We start from the raw sequence: 13,305 nt of genomic DNA on the forward strand, positions 1-13,305 counted from the left end.
GAGCAACCCGGAAAAGGAGAGTGCCGTCTTGCCCAGCAAGACCGAGAAGCAGAACGCGGCCCCCGGGGCCGGTGAGTGGACCGAGACCGACGTCCTGATCCTCGGATCGGGCCTCGCCGGCTCGATCATGGGCTCGATCCTGGCGCGGCAGGGGGTCGACGTCACCCTGATCGACGCGGGCCAGCACCCCCGGTTCGCCGTCGGTGAGTCGCAGAACCCGCAGCTCGTCGAGTGGCTGCACATCCTGGCCGTCCGCTACGACGTGCCCGAGATCAAGCACATGCTCGACGTCAAGGCGATCACCGAGCACATGGGCCCGCACCACGGCCGCAAGCAGAGCTTCGGCTTCGTGAGGCACCGCGAGAACCGCGAGCCGGACCCGCGGGAGGCGACCATGTTCGTCATCCCCAAGATGCTCACCGAGGCCGTCCACCTGTACCGCCAGGACACGGACTCGTACTACCTGAACGTCGCCGCGAAGTACGGCTGCACCATCCGCCAGAACTGGTGGGCGACCGACATGGACTTCGACGACGACGGCGTCACGGTCACGGGCAAGAGCGGCGAGGTCTTCCGGGCCAAGTACCTGATCGACGCGAGCGGCTTCCGCTCCCCGCTGGCGCAGAAGTTCGACCTGCGGGAGAGCCCGTCCCGGCTCAAGCACCACGCGCGCTCGATGTTCACCCACTACGTGGGCATCAAGCCGTACGACGACGTGTGCAACTACCCCGAGGCGCTCCGCCCGCCGGCCGAGTCCCCCTTCCACGGCGGGACGCTGCACCACCTCATCGAGCGCGGATGGTTCTGGATCATCCCCTTCGACAACTACAAGGACTCCAGGAACCCGGTCTGCAGCGTCGGCCTGACGCTCGACGAGCGGCTCTACCCGAAGCCGGCGGACATGACGCCGGAGCAGGAGTTCCAGCACTACCTCGACAAGTTCCCCGCCGTGAAGCGGCAGTTCGACGGCGCCAAGCGGATCCGCGAGTGGGTCAACACCGCCGACCGCATCCAGTACTCCTCCAAGAAGACCGTCGGCGACCGCTGGTGCCTCATGTCGCACGCCGCCGGCTTCGTCGACCCGCTGTACTCGCGTGGCCTGTCCAACACCTTCGAGGTCGTGGACGCGCTCGCCTGGCGGCTCCTCGACGCCCTGCGCGACAACGAGTTCTCCGCGGAGCGCTTCGAGTACGTCGAGCGCCTGGAGCAGGGTCTCCTCGACCACAACGACAAGATCGTCAACAGCTCGTACATCGCCTTCGACCACTTCCGGCTGTGGAACGCGGTCTTCCGGGTCTGGGCCTGCTTCACCACGCCCGCGACGATGCGCCAGATCAGGGCGCGCCAGAACTTCGAGATCGACGGCGACGACCGCCACTTCAAGGAGATGGAGAACTCTCCTTACACGGGCCTGTGGTGGCCGGACAGCCACGCCTTCAAGCACCTCTTCGAGCTCACGAACACGACCTGTGAGCGGTACGAGGCCGGGGAGATCGACGGCGACAAGGCCGCGGACATCGTCTTCGAGGCGATCCGCGAGTGCGAGTCCGTCAACACCCCCTTCGGCTGGAAGGACCCGGAGGACCACCGCTTCTACCGGGCGACCACCCCCACCATGATGAAGTTCATGTGGTGGGCGAACACGACCGGCCCCAAGGAGATGCGCGATCTCGGGCGCTCGTTCCTGGCCGGCGCCGTCAAGCAGGGCCTGCGCGGCCGCAAGGTCTCCTGAGCACGGCCGACCTGTCACCTCACACGAACGGACATCTGGACTCCACATGATCAGCCGTAGAAAAGTCCTGGGCACGGCCGTCGGCGGACTGGGCGCCGCCGCCGTCCTGACGCAGGTCCCGCCGGTGGCGGGGATCGCCGAAGCCGCCGTGGCGGGCACCGACGCCACCTGGGGAACGCTCGCCGCGATGATGGACGGCGACCTGGTGCTGCCGTACCACTCCGAGTACGCGGTCGCCAAGCAGCTCGAACTGGCCCAGTACGACGTGATCAACCCGAGGGCCATCGCGTACTGCGTCAACGAGTCGGACGTGGCCACCGCCCTCGCGTACGCGAAGTACAAGCGCCTGCCGTTCGCCGTCCGCAGCGGCGGCCACAACTACGCGGGCGTCTCCACCTCCACCGGTCTCGTCATCGACGTCTCCCGGATGGACTCCATATCCGTGGGCTCGGACACCGTCACGATCGGCCCCGGCGCCCTCAACGTCGACGTGCTCAACACCCTCGCCGACCAGGGGTACGCGCTCAGCAGTGGCGGCTGTCCCACGGTGGCGGCCGGCGGCTTCCTCCAGGGCGGCGGACTGAGCTTCATGACCCGCTCCCTGGGCGTGGGCTGCGACTCCGTGCGCTCCGCCCGGGTGGTGCTGGCCGACGGCCGGACCGTCACCGCCTCGGAGACGCAGAACTGCGACCTGTTCTGGGCGCTCCGGGGCGGCGGCGGCGGCAACTTCGGCATCGTCACCTCGTTCACGCTCAAGCACCACGTCGTCGGCGACCTGCTGGTCTCGTACCTCTTCTTCCCGTACGAGCGCTCCGCCGAGGTGCTCGACGCCTCCACCCGCTGGCTGGTCGACGCCCCGCGTTCCATCTCGGGCGGCACCTACATCACGCTGCCGGACGCCGCGCCGGGCAACGTGCCCACCACCACGGTCACCCTCGTCTCGCGGGGCACCTCCGCCGAGCTGGCCGCCGAGACCTCGCGGCTGCTCGCCATGACCGGCCAGCCGGCCGGCCGGCACGACATGACCGTCTCCTACCGCGACCTGATGATGAACATCTTCGGCTGCGGCAGCCTGAGCCAGGACGCCTGCCGCCGCTCCGAGAAGTCCACCACCGGCCAGCTGGGCCGCAACGCCTACGGCGTGGAGCGGATGCGCATGGTCACCGACCCGCTCCCGGCCAGCGGCTGGGCCGAGGTCATGGCCGCCTTCGACGGACAGCGGTCCGCCGGCCAGATGCGCACCCTGGAGATCCACTGGTTCGGCGGCGCCGCCAACGACGTCCCGGTCAGCGCCACCGCCTACCCGCACCGCGACACGCTGTACTGCATCAGCTACCGCTCGACCATCGCCGACGCCACCGTCGCCACCACGGCGAACAAGGCCAACGCGCAGAGCTGGGCCGACACGGCGTTCGACACGATCGACCCGTACTCCAACGGCGGGACGTACGTGAACTACATGGACCCGGTGCTGACGGACTGGAGGCAGTCCTACTACGGCGACAACTACGCCCGCCTGGTCACGGTCAAGAGGAAGTACGACCCGTACCGCCTCTTCACCTTCCCCCAGTCGGTCGGCGCGGTCTGACCGCCGCCCCGACGGCGCCGGCCCCTTCCGGGGGCCGGCGCCCCGGAGCCCCGCTTCCACAGAATCCCAACGAAAGGCCGTGACCGAAGTGCAGACCGCCACCGCCCAGATCCCTCCCTCCGCCCGGGTCCTCCAGCTCGCGATGTCGAGCTGGGTCGCGGCCGCCGTCAGCGCGGTCGCCGAGCTCGGCGTGGCCGACGTCCTGGGCCAGGGGCCCACCGACGTCGACCGGCTGGCGAAGGAGCTCGACGTCGACACCACCAACCTGTACCGGCTGCTGCGCGCCACGGCCGACCTCGGCCTCTTCGACGAGACCGAGGGCCGGGTGTTCGCCCTCACCGAGGTCGGCAACGCCCTGCGCAGCGACGCCCCCGACTCGATGCGCAACTTCGCCCGCTGGGTGAACACCGCGGCGGAGCGCTTCACCTGGACCGGCCTCGCCGACTCGGTCCGGACCGGCCGTTCCGTCTTCGAGTCGGTGCACGGCAAGCCGGTCTGGGAGTACATGCTGGAGCACCCCGAGGTCAACGCCCTGTTCGACCGGGCGATGACGGACACCTCGTCCCAGGTGACCGCCCCCGCCGTGGCGTCCTACGACTTCAGCGGCTTCCGCAAGGTCGTCGACGTCGGCGGTGGCCACGGCCAGTTCCTCGCGGCGATCCTGGCGGCCAACCCGGGTGTCCGCGGTGTGCTGTTCGACCAGCCCGAGGTCGTCGCCGGCGCCGGCGACGAGTTCGACAAGGCCGGTGTGCGGGACCGCGTCGAGGTGGCGGGCGGCGACTTCCTCGCCTCGGTCCCCGAGGGCGGCGACGCCTACGTGGTGGTGAACGTCCTGCACAACTGGGAGGACGACAAGGCGGAGCTCATCCTCGGCGGGATCCGCAAGGCGATGACGGACGACGCCCGGGTGCTGCTCGTCGAGGCCGTGATGCCGCCGGACGGCACCGAGGCGCTGACCGTGAAGCTGATGGACCTCAACATGATGGCGCACGCGGACGGCGTCCAGCGCAGCGAGGCCCAGTACGCCGAGCTCTTCGCCCGCGTCGGCCTGAAGCTGTCCCGCGTCCTGCCCGGCGGGGGACTGTGCAGCATCGTCGAGGCCGTGCGGGCCTGACGGCCCGTCCGGGCGGCCGGGCCGGCGTGGTGCCGGCCCGGGGGCCCGGAGCCGCCGCGGGCGGCTCAGGGGCGGCGCCCGTACCAGCCGACGAGCCGGTCGATGGCCGGAGCGTCCTCGGGGACCTCGACGACGGGGCCGAACGGCACGTGACCGCCCCGGGGTTCGGCGGGGACGGCCTGCTTCATGACGGCGAGCGGGGCGGCGAGCATGTCGGCGTCCCACTCGGGGCTCTGGCCGGTCGCCTTCACCACGTCCCAGGCGTGCAGCACGAACTCGTTGGTGTAGATCACCGCGGCGACCGCGCCGGGGACGGGGCCCCAGGGCAGCCCGATCGTACGGCCGAGCACGGCGTCGTCGGTCCACACCGCGTCGAACTCCTCGCGGGCGGTGGCCAGGGCATCGGCCCAGTCGCCGTCGGCGACGTCCTCGGCGAGGTGCGGAACGCTCATGAACGAGCCGCCCGTGCCCATGACGGTCAGCCGGCGCAGGACCGAGACGAGGTGGTTGGCCATGGCGCGGACCGAGAACCCGGGACACGGGGTGACCGTGTCGTACTGCTCGGGGCGGATCGCCGCGAGGGTGTCCCCGACCAGGTCGAGGGCCTTGAAGAGGCCGAGGCGCGGGTCGGCGTCGGCAGCGGAGGGAGAGGTGGACGTGGCAGAGACAGAAGAAGTCGTCATGAACGCCATCTTCACCGCAAAACAGGCCATCTTGTGGCCTCTTACCGAAAAAGATGTGAAATGAAGGCGGATCGATTGGTGGCGACGCTCCTGCTCCTCCAGGAGCGGGGGCAGGTCACGGCGCGCGAGGTGGCGCGGGAACTGGAGGTCTCCGAGCGCACCGCGCGACGCGACCTGGAGGCACTGGCCTCGTCCGGCGTCCCCGTCTACTCCCAGCGCGGCCGGGGCGGCGGATGGCAGCTGGTCGGCGGAGCCCGTACCGACCTCACCGGACTGACGGCCGGCGAGACCGAGGCGCTCTTCGCGGCCGCCGCGCGGGCCCCGTCCTCGCCCGAACTCCGCTCCGCGCTCCGCAAGCTGACGCGGGCGCTGCCCGCACCGATGCGGCCGGTCGCCGTGGCCGCGGCACGGGCCGCCGCGGCGGAACCGCGCGAGCGCGCGCGGACCCACGAACTTCCCGAGGCGCGGGAGTCCTTCGCGCGCTTCGGGGTCTCACTCGTCGCAGCGTACGGCGGGGACCGAGGGGTGAGTCACTTTCCTCTAGGTACCTACTATTCCGAGGATGCTAGCGTCCGGAACGTGACGGCCAGGAGCACTGTCCGACCCGTTCGGCGCGGTCTCCCGGCAGCGGCGAACTCACCCCAACCACACTGATATAGGGAGCTGTTCATGATTGTTGTCACCGGTGCCACCGGCAACATCGGCCGTCCGCTCGTCGCGGCCCTGGCCGAGGCCGGCGAGGACGTCGTCGCGGTGTCGCGCAACGCCCAGCCCGCCGGCCTCCCGGACGGCGTCCGTGTCGTCCAGGCCTCGCTCGGCGACTTCGCCTCCATGAAGCCGGTCCTCGAAGGGGCCGACGCCTTCTTCATCCTGCTGGCTGGCGAGCAGAACGGCCCCGGCGCGCCGGCGGTCGAACTCCTTGACATCGCCAAGGGCGCGGGCGTCAAGCGCGTCGTCCTCGTCTCCTCCCAGCTCGCCGGCACCCGCTCGGACACCCCCTCGCACAACCGCCTGCGCGAGTTCGAGGCCGCCGTGCGCGAGTCGGGCCTGGAGTACACCATCCTGCAGCCGGGCGGCTTCGCCTCCAACGCCTTCGCCTGGGCCGAGTCGGTGCGCACCGGCCGTCAGGTCTTCCACCCCTTCGGCGACATCGCGCTGCCCGTCGTCGACCCGGCGGACATCGCCGACGTCGCGGCGGTCGCGCTCCGCCAGGACGGCCACAACGGCCGCACCTACGTGCTCACCGGCCCCGAGGCCGTCGGCCCGCGCCGCCAGGTCGCCATGCTCTCCGAGGTCCTCGGCGAGGAGGTCACCTACGTGGAGCTGACCCGCGAGCAGGCCACCGAGGTCATGTCCCAGTTCATGCCGCCGGCCGTCGTCAAGGGCACCCTCGACGTCCTCGGCGAGCCGCTCCCCGTCGAGCAGGAGGTCAGCCTCGACGTGGAGAAGGTCCTCGGCCGCCCGGCCCGTTCCTTCGGCGACTGGGTCGCGCGCACCATCCCGGCCTTCAAGTAAGGGATTCCGGCCGGACCGGACACGGAGCCGCCACCGGGCATCCGCCGCGATCGACCCCCCGCGGCGGGCGGATGCCCGGTGGCCGTCGGACGGGCCCGCACCACGGACGTTCCGCCGTGCGGGCCTCCGCCACGCCCGTGCGCAGGTCAGGGGCGGTTCGCGACCGGGGATGGACGGCTCTTCGAGCGGCCTGTGACAGGCTGGCCGTCCGGATGAAGGGGTGGACGATGCGGTGGGACAGCGTGTACGTCGGTGCTGCCACGGTCCGGCTGGGACGACGTGAGCCCATCCGCCCCGCGGTGACCGCCGGGCGCTACAGCCTCCGGACCTGGCGCCGCGACGGGTACGACGCCGTGTGCGTCGCCGAGCGCGAGAGCGCCGAACAGCTCACCCACTCCGCCGCCTCGCACGCCGTACGCACCTCGGGACGCGCGGGCCGCGAGCTCGATCTCGTCGTCCACGCCCAGTCGACCCGGTGCGGCTCCCTCCAGGGCGCCGCCGGGGCGCGGGTCCAGGAGAAGGTCGCCGGACACCGGGCCACCACCCTGGAGGTCGTACGGCCCGCCGGGGGCGGCGTACTGGCCCTGCACACGGCCGCCTCGTACCTCGACGCGCTCGACGGCGACGGCGTCGCGCTGGTCGCCACCACCGACGCCGGGGGCGCCGCCGGCTGCGACCGCTACCGCCACACCAGCGGCGCGGTCCTCGGCGACGGGTCCACCGGGCTCGTCCTCACCCGGACCGGGGGAGTGGCCCGGCTGCTCTCCACCACGGTCCTGGGCGAACCGCCCGAGGGGACGCTGTTCCGCGCCGACCTCGCCTGGCGCGAGGCGCCCTCCGCCACCGACTGCCGCCACCGCGCCGACGACGGACCGGGCACCGCGTCCCTCCTCGCCGCGCGGGAGCGCGACGCCGTGCGCACCGCCGTCGCCGAGGCCGGACACACCCTCGACGACGTCGCGCGCTTCGTCTTCTCCAACGTCGGCCGGGACTCCGCCGTGTGGCGGTGGCGCACCGCCGACGGGATCGACGAGAGCCGGACCACCTGGGGCTGGGGGCGGCAGGTGGGCCACCTCGGCGCGGGCGACCAGATCGCCGGACTCGCCCACCTCCTGGAGACCGGCGCGGTACGACCCGGGGACCTCGTGGCGCTCGTCGGCGGCTGCTCGCGCACCGTCGGCTGCGCCCTGGTGGAGATCCTCCGCTAGGACCGCCCCGTCGACGGCGCCGCGGCGGTTCTCGGCACTCGGTACTCGGTACATCGGGCCGGTACATCAGCACGGACGAGGCCGCTCCGACCACGGAGCCGGCCCAGGCATCGACAGGGGAGAGACATCGTGAGTGGTGAGTGGTTCCGGCGGTTCGACGCGATACGGGCGAGCGGTCCGCGGCTCTTCTGCTTCCCGCACGCCGGCGGCGCGGCCAGCGCCTACGTGGGCCTGGCCCGTGAGCTGAACCCGGCGTTCGACGTGGTGGCCGTGCAGTACCCGGGCCGCCAGGACCGGCGCCTGGAGGAGCCGGTCGACGACATCGGACGGCTCGCGGACGCCGTCGCCCGGGAGATCGTCACGCACCTGGACCGGCCGTACGCCTTCTTCGGGCACAGCATGGGCGCCGTCGTCGCCTACGAGACGGCCCGCCGCCTCGTCGGCCAGGACCTCCCGGCCCCGGTGCGGCTCTTCCTGTCGGGCCGCGGCGCGCCGACGCCGTTCGTCAACCCGCTGGACCGCATGGACGACGACGAGGCGGTGATCGCCGCGATCCGCCGGCTCGGCGGCACCGGCAGCCAGGTCCTGGAGGACCCGGAGATCATGGCCATGGTGATGCCGAGCCTGCGCGCCGACTACCGCGCCATCGGCTCCTACGCCTGGACGGAGGGCCCGCGGCTCTCCATGCCGTTCACCGTCCTCGTCGGCGACAGCGACCCGGTGGTCACCACGGACCGGGCGGCCGCCTGGCGGGAGCACACCGAGGCCAGGACGGACGTCCGGATCTTCCCCGGCGGGCACTTCTACCTCGACGGCCGGACGACCGATGTCGCCCGCGTCGTCCATTCCGCGCTCACCGCGGGTTCCGTGACCGCGCCCACCGCCGGGAAATGAGCGGCCGATGACCGTGGCATGACCCGGGGGGAGAAAAGCGAGAGGCCTTCCGGTTCCAGGCCGCGCATAGGGTCGCCGCATCGCTTCGTGGTCGACGTGGTCGACGTGGTCGGAAAGAGGGCGGCATGAATTCCAAGACACAGCAACCCGAGTTGGCGGAGCCGTACATCCTCGGTTTTCTCAGCTCCGTGGGACTCGACGTCGCGTACAAGCGGGCCTCGGGAAACACCCTGTACTACGAGGGCGGGGACGGCCGTGAGGTCGAGGTGTTCGACGCGGCGGGCGGTTACGGCTCGCTGTTCTTCGGGCACAACCACCCGGAGATCGTCGCGCACGCCAAGGAGCTGCTCGACTGGGGCACCCCGGTGCTCGCGCAGTTCTCCCGGCACCCGGACGCGGACGCCGTCGCCAACCAGCTCAACCGCGTCCTCCAGCGTGAACTCGGCACCGACGAGCCGTACTTCGCCATCTTCGGCAACAGCGGCGCGGAGGCCATCGAGGCGGCCGTCAAGCACGCCGAGCTGGACCGCGTGATGCGGGCCGGAGAGCTCACCGAGGGCGTCGCCGCGGAGCTCGCGGAGGCGCGGGCCGCGGTCCTCACCGGCGAGGCCGTGGTGGCCGCCGAGGCCTTCCGGGACCTCGGCGTGCCGGCCGCCGCCGGCGCCACCGGCTTCGAGGCCCTCGCCGCCGAGGCGGAGCGCCGCAACGCCGAGGCGGCGGGCCGGGCCCCGGTCTTCCTCACCCTGGAGGGCTCGTTCCACGGCAAGCTCGTGGGCAGCGTCCAGCTCACCCACAACCCCGGCTACCGCACCCCGTTCACCGCCCTGGCCGCGCAGGCCCGCTTCGTGCCGCGCGAGGACGCCGAGGCGCTCCGCCGGACCCTCGCCGAGGAGCGGACCGTCCTGTACGGCCTCGCGGTGCGCGGCGGCCAGGTCGTCGTGGTCGAGCACGCCTTCCCGGGCGTGGCGGCGCTGCTCCTCGAACCCATCCAGGGCGAGGGCGGCATCGTCCCGCTCTCGGAGGCCTTCGTGGCCGAGATCCAGCGGGAGTGCGCGGCGGCGGGCGTCCCGATCGTCGTCGACGAGATCCAGAGCGGCGTCGGCCGGACCGGGCGGATGCTGGCCAGCTCGGCGGTCGGGCTGCGCGCCGACTACTACGTCCTGGCGAAGAGCCTGGGCGGCGGCCTGGCGAAGACCTCGGTCATGCTGACCCGGCAGAGCCGCTACCGCCACGAGTTCGAGCTGGTGCACAGCTCGACCTTCGCCAAGGACGGCTTCTCCACGCGCATCGCCCTCAAGGTGCTGCAGATGCTGGAGGCCGACGGCGGCCGCGCCTACCGGCTCGCCGAGGAGCGCGGCGCCCGGCTCGCCGAGGCCCTCGGCAAGGTGCGGGCCGACTTCCCCGACGTGGTCAAGGACGTGCGGGGCCGCGGCCTGATGCAGGGCCTGGAGTTCCACGAGCAGTCCGGTTCGTCGTCCGAGGTGATCGCCGAGGGGGCCCGCTCGGGCCTGCTCGGCTACCACCTCGCCGGCTTCCTGCTGCGGAAGCACCGGGTGCGTACCTTCCCCACCGCGAGCGCCGGCAACACCCTCAGGTTCGCGCCGTCGGTCCTGGTCACGGACGCGGAGATCGCCCAGCTCGAAGCCGGTCTCCGGGCCGTCGCCGAGGTGCTGCGGGACGCGGACGAGGCCCGGCTGACCGGCCGCTGACCGGTCCCGCGGACGACGCGAGGCCGCGGGCGCAGTGCCCGCGGCCCTCGCGAGAATCCCCTGAACGCCCGTCAGCCGGCCAGGGGCTCCGGGGCCTTCGCCCCGGCCGGCCGCACCGGCAGCGGAGTGGCGAGCCGCAGCAGCTCGCGCACCTGGCGGCGGCGGTCGGCCGGCGGATGGCAGGCCGAACCCTGGAGCGCGCGGTGGAGCAAACCGCCGTTCCGCTTGTCCATCCCGGCCGCCGGCTCGGTGACCAGCAGGTCGAGCAGCCGGTCCACCGCCGTGTCGGACAGCGGCGACAGGGTGAGGGTGGTGGTGTGCGGGGCGGCCGCGCCCCACACGGGGCGGCGCTCGCGCAGCTCGGGGCGGGCCGCCGCGACCACCACCAGAGGCACCGGGCCGGCCGTCTCCGGGAGCCGCTCCACGCAGTCGAGCAGCAGGTCGTCGGCGAGGTGCAGGTCGTCGACGGCGATCACCACGGGCCGCACCCGCGCGGCCCGCACGAGTAAGGACCGCCAGGCGTCGAGGACGTCGGCCGTACGCGAGGGACCGCCGGCTCCCCGCTCCGCGCCCGCCCCGGTGTCCCCGGGGGCGACGAGGGGCAGCAGCAGCGCCAGCGCGCGCTCGGCGTCGGCGTCCGACGGCGGACCGGGCGGCAGCTCCCGCAACGGCCGGGCGAGTTTGCCCCGCACCCTCTCCGGCGGGTCGCCGGGGAGGATCCCGCAGTACGCGCGCAGCAGCTCGGCCGGCACGGCGAGCGGACCCGCGTCGGCCGCGTCCGGCGCGGGGGTGGTCGCGGCGAGGAACTGCGCCAGGTCCGGGCGGCCCGCCACCCGGCGGCCCAGCTCCATCACGAGCCGGGTCTTGCCCACCCCGTCGGCGCCGACCATGGTCACCAGGTGCGGGGCGGCACGGTGCTCGGCGAGCTCCACCAGGCCGCTCAGCAGCTCCAGTTCGTACTCCCGGTCGACGATCGGGAGGGTGTGCAGGCCGGGCCGGTCGCGACGCGGGCCGGCCAGCTTCCAGCCGGTGCCCGGCCCGTCCGTGGGGAGGTAGGCGAAGGCGGCCTCGGTCGCGCTGTGCACGCCGGCGCTGGCGTGGATCTCCCCGGCGGGGATCCCCGCGAGGAGCGTCTGCGCGCCGTCCAGGAGCCGGCCGCTCACCCGGGGCGGGGTGCTCTCGTCGTCCGGGCGGAAGTGGACGAGGACCTCGCCGGTGTCGATGGCCGCCCGGAACTCGACGAGCCCGGTGTGCGCGAGCCGGTCCCGTACGGCCAGGGCGGCCCGTACCGCCCGGGCCGTGTCGTCGCCGTGGCTGCGCTGCACCCCGAACAGGGCCAGCGACACCGAGCCGATGGTCGCCGCGAGGCTGCCGTGCAGCCGCTCCACCTCCTCGCGGACGGCGGCGGACGTCTCGGCGAGCGACCGGTCGACGACGTCGACGGGCGACTCCAGGGCCTCCGGCGTCGGTTCGGTGCGGATCAGCAGCACGCCCAGCCACTTCCGCTCGGCCGACACCCGGGCGCGGTCCGCCGCGGGGACGGCCAGTGCACCGGTGCCGTACACCGTCGCGTCCGACGGCGGCGCCACGGGCGTGGCCCGCTCGGGCATGCCCCGGGGCTGCGCGGGGACCAGGGCGTCGCCCTCGGGACGGGGACGGTCGGCCGCGCGGGGGGCGGCGGTGGCGTCGGGCGCCGGTGCGAGGACGGGCGCGCTGGGGGAGAGGGCGGCCAGCGCCACCGGACGGGCCGCGGACCAGCCGAGCGGCAGCGACTGCTGGGCGGACATGGGACTGCTGGGGAGGATGAGCTCCGGGTCCTGGTTGAGGATGGCCTGGTGGAGCAGGCGCAGGTCGTGCCCGGGCTCCAGGCCCAGGTTCTCCACCAGCTCCGCCCGCACACGCGCGTAGACACTGAGCGCGTCGGCCTGCCGGCCGCAGCGGTACAGGGCGAGCATCAGCTGGCCGCAGGCGCGTTCCCGCAGCGGCTCCGTCTCGACCAGGGTCTCCAGCTCGCCGAGGATCGCCTGGTGACGGCCGCGGGCCAGCTCGGCCTCGAAGTAGTCCTCCAGGGCGTCGAGGCGCGCGCCCTGCACGGCCGCGAGCTCCGGCCAGGACACACCGCCCTCCACCAGGTCCGCGAGCACCGGGCCGCGCCACAGCGAGAGGGCGTCCTTCAACTGCTGTGCGGCCAGGTCGGGTTTGCCCGCCGCGAGCCGCGCCCGGCCCTCCTCGACCTGGGTGCGGAACCGGAACAGGTCGATCTGGTCGGTGCTGACGCGCAGCATGTAGCCGGGCTGCTGGGTGACGACCCAGGGGGAGTCCGGGGCGCAGCCGGAGTTCTCCCCGTTGGCCGCCAGGACGCGGCGCAGCCCCCACACCGTGTTCTGGAGTATCTTCCGCGCCGAGTTGGGCGCCTCGTCCTCCGGCCACAGGGCCTTCAGGAGCTGGCTGGTCGCCACCACCTTGTTGACCCGCAGCAGAAGGAACCCCAGTGTCGCCCGCTGCTTCGAACCCCCCAACGCCAACGACTGGTCGTCGGCCGTGATCTCCAGTGGCCCCAGCATCCGAAACCGCATCAATTCCCCCGCGCGATCGTCGTCGTGGACTGCATCGCTCGCAGCCCCCACCCGGGGGCAGGGCCGCATGGTCTCGACTCGACCCCGAGCCGGCCCTTGAGCATCACGCCGCGCAACGGGAAGATGACGGCGACGCTCAGGGCCATGGGTCCAGTACGACGGCATGCGGCCGACAGTGCCCCGCGCTCAGGGTCGCAGAGGTCTCTCGAAGGCCCGTAGAGGCCCCATGGAAGCTTTGTGGAAGCCGTGTTTGGGGCGTTCCCCACCCCTTCGGACGGATCCCGGG

Annotated in this window: 9 protein-coding genes and 1 pseudogene; 8 read left to right on the forward strand and 2 right to left on the reverse strand. The window is 72.7% G+C overall.

Annotated features, from left to right (window positions below; genetic code table 11):
• The first annotated feature begins 28 nt into the window (after positions 1-28).
• The 3 genes from HHL19_RS13330 (at position 29) to HHL19_RS13340 (ending at position 4,434) form a co-directional block, all read left to right on the forward strand.
• Positions 29-1,732, forward strand: coding sequence for an FAD-dependent monooxygenase (locus HHL19_RS13330; protein WP_169089069.1), 1,704 nt, complete (start codon positions 29-31; stop codon positions 1,730-1,732).
• Between the two features lie 46 nt (positions 1,733-1,778).
• Positions 1,779-3,320: an FAD-dependent oxidoreductase gene (locus HHL19_RS13335; protein ID WP_169089072.1), complete on the forward strand. Its 1,542-nt coding sequence runs from the start codon at positions 1,779-1,781 to the stop codon at positions 3,318-3,320.
• Positions 3,321-3,399: 79 nt separating this feature from the next.
• Positions 3,400-4,434 carry a methyltransferase gene (locus HHL19_RS13340; RefSeq protein ID WP_346768587.1) on the forward strand — a complete coding sequence of 345 codons (1,035 nt, stop codon included), beginning with the start codon at positions 3,400-3,402 and terminating at the stop codon, positions 4,432-4,434.
• Between the two features lie 65 nt (positions 4,435-4,499).
• On the opposite strand, the gene HHL19_RS13345 is transcribed toward HHL19_RS13340, so the two are convergent.
• Positions 4,500-5,117 carry a TIGR03086 family metal-binding protein gene (locus HHL19_RS13345; RefSeq protein ID WP_169089074.1) on the reverse strand — a complete coding sequence of 206 codons (618 nt, stop codon included), beginning with the start codon at positions 5,115-5,117 and terminating at the stop codon, positions 4,500-4,502.
• 60 nt (positions 5,118-5,177) lie between these two features.
• Between HHL19_RS13345 and HHL19_RS37220 the strand changes: the two are divergent.
• From HHL19_RS37220 to HHL19_RS13370, 5 genes and pseudogenes are all read left to right on the forward strand, one after another.
• A pseudogene (locus HHL19_RS37220) lies at positions 5,178-5,549 on the forward strand (HTH domain-containing protein); the annotation flags it as partial.
• Between the two features lie 237 nt (positions 5,550-5,786).
• Positions 5,787-6,632 carry an NAD(P)H-binding protein gene (locus tag HHL19_RS13355; RefSeq protein WP_169089078.1) on the forward strand — a complete coding sequence of 282 codons (846 nt, stop codon included), beginning with the start codon at positions 5,787-5,789 and terminating at the stop codon, positions 6,630-6,632.
• A 227-nt stretch (positions 6,633-6,859) separates the two neighbouring features.
• A complete protein-coding gene (locus HHL19_RS13360) occupies positions 6,860-7,840 on the forward strand; it encodes a 3-oxoacyl-[acyl-carrier-protein] synthase III C-terminal domain-containing protein (protein ID WP_169089080.1) in 981 nt (326 codons plus the stop codon).
• A gap of 129 nt (positions 7,841-7,969) precedes the next feature.
• Entirely contained in the window at positions 7,970-8,734 is a 765-nt protein-coding gene (locus HHL19_RS13365; protein WP_169089082.1) for an alpha/beta fold hydrolase, read from the forward strand.
• A gap of 125 nt (positions 8,735-8,859) precedes the next feature.
• Positions 8,860-10,443: an aminotransferase class III-fold pyridoxal phosphate-dependent enzyme gene (locus tag HHL19_RS13370; RefSeq protein ID WP_169089084.1), complete on the forward strand. Its 1,584-nt coding sequence runs from the start codon at positions 8,860-8,862 to the stop codon at positions 10,441-10,443.
• Positions 10,444-10,514: 71 nt separating this feature from the next.
• On the opposite strand, the gene HHL19_RS13375 is transcribed toward HHL19_RS13370, so the two are convergent.
• Complete coding sequence (locus tag HHL19_RS13375; RefSeq protein WP_169089086.1) at positions 10,515-13,007, reverse strand: AfsR/SARP family transcriptional regulator; 2,493 nt, start codon at positions 13,005-13,007, stop codon at positions 10,515-10,517.
• Between the last annotated feature and the right edge of the window lie 298 nt (positions 13,008-13,305).

The sequence above is a fragment of the Streptomyces sp. R302 genome, assembly GCF_012927245.1.
Taxonomy (GTDB): Bacteria; Actinomycetota; Actinomycetes; order Streptomycetales; family Streptomycetaceae; genus Streptomyces.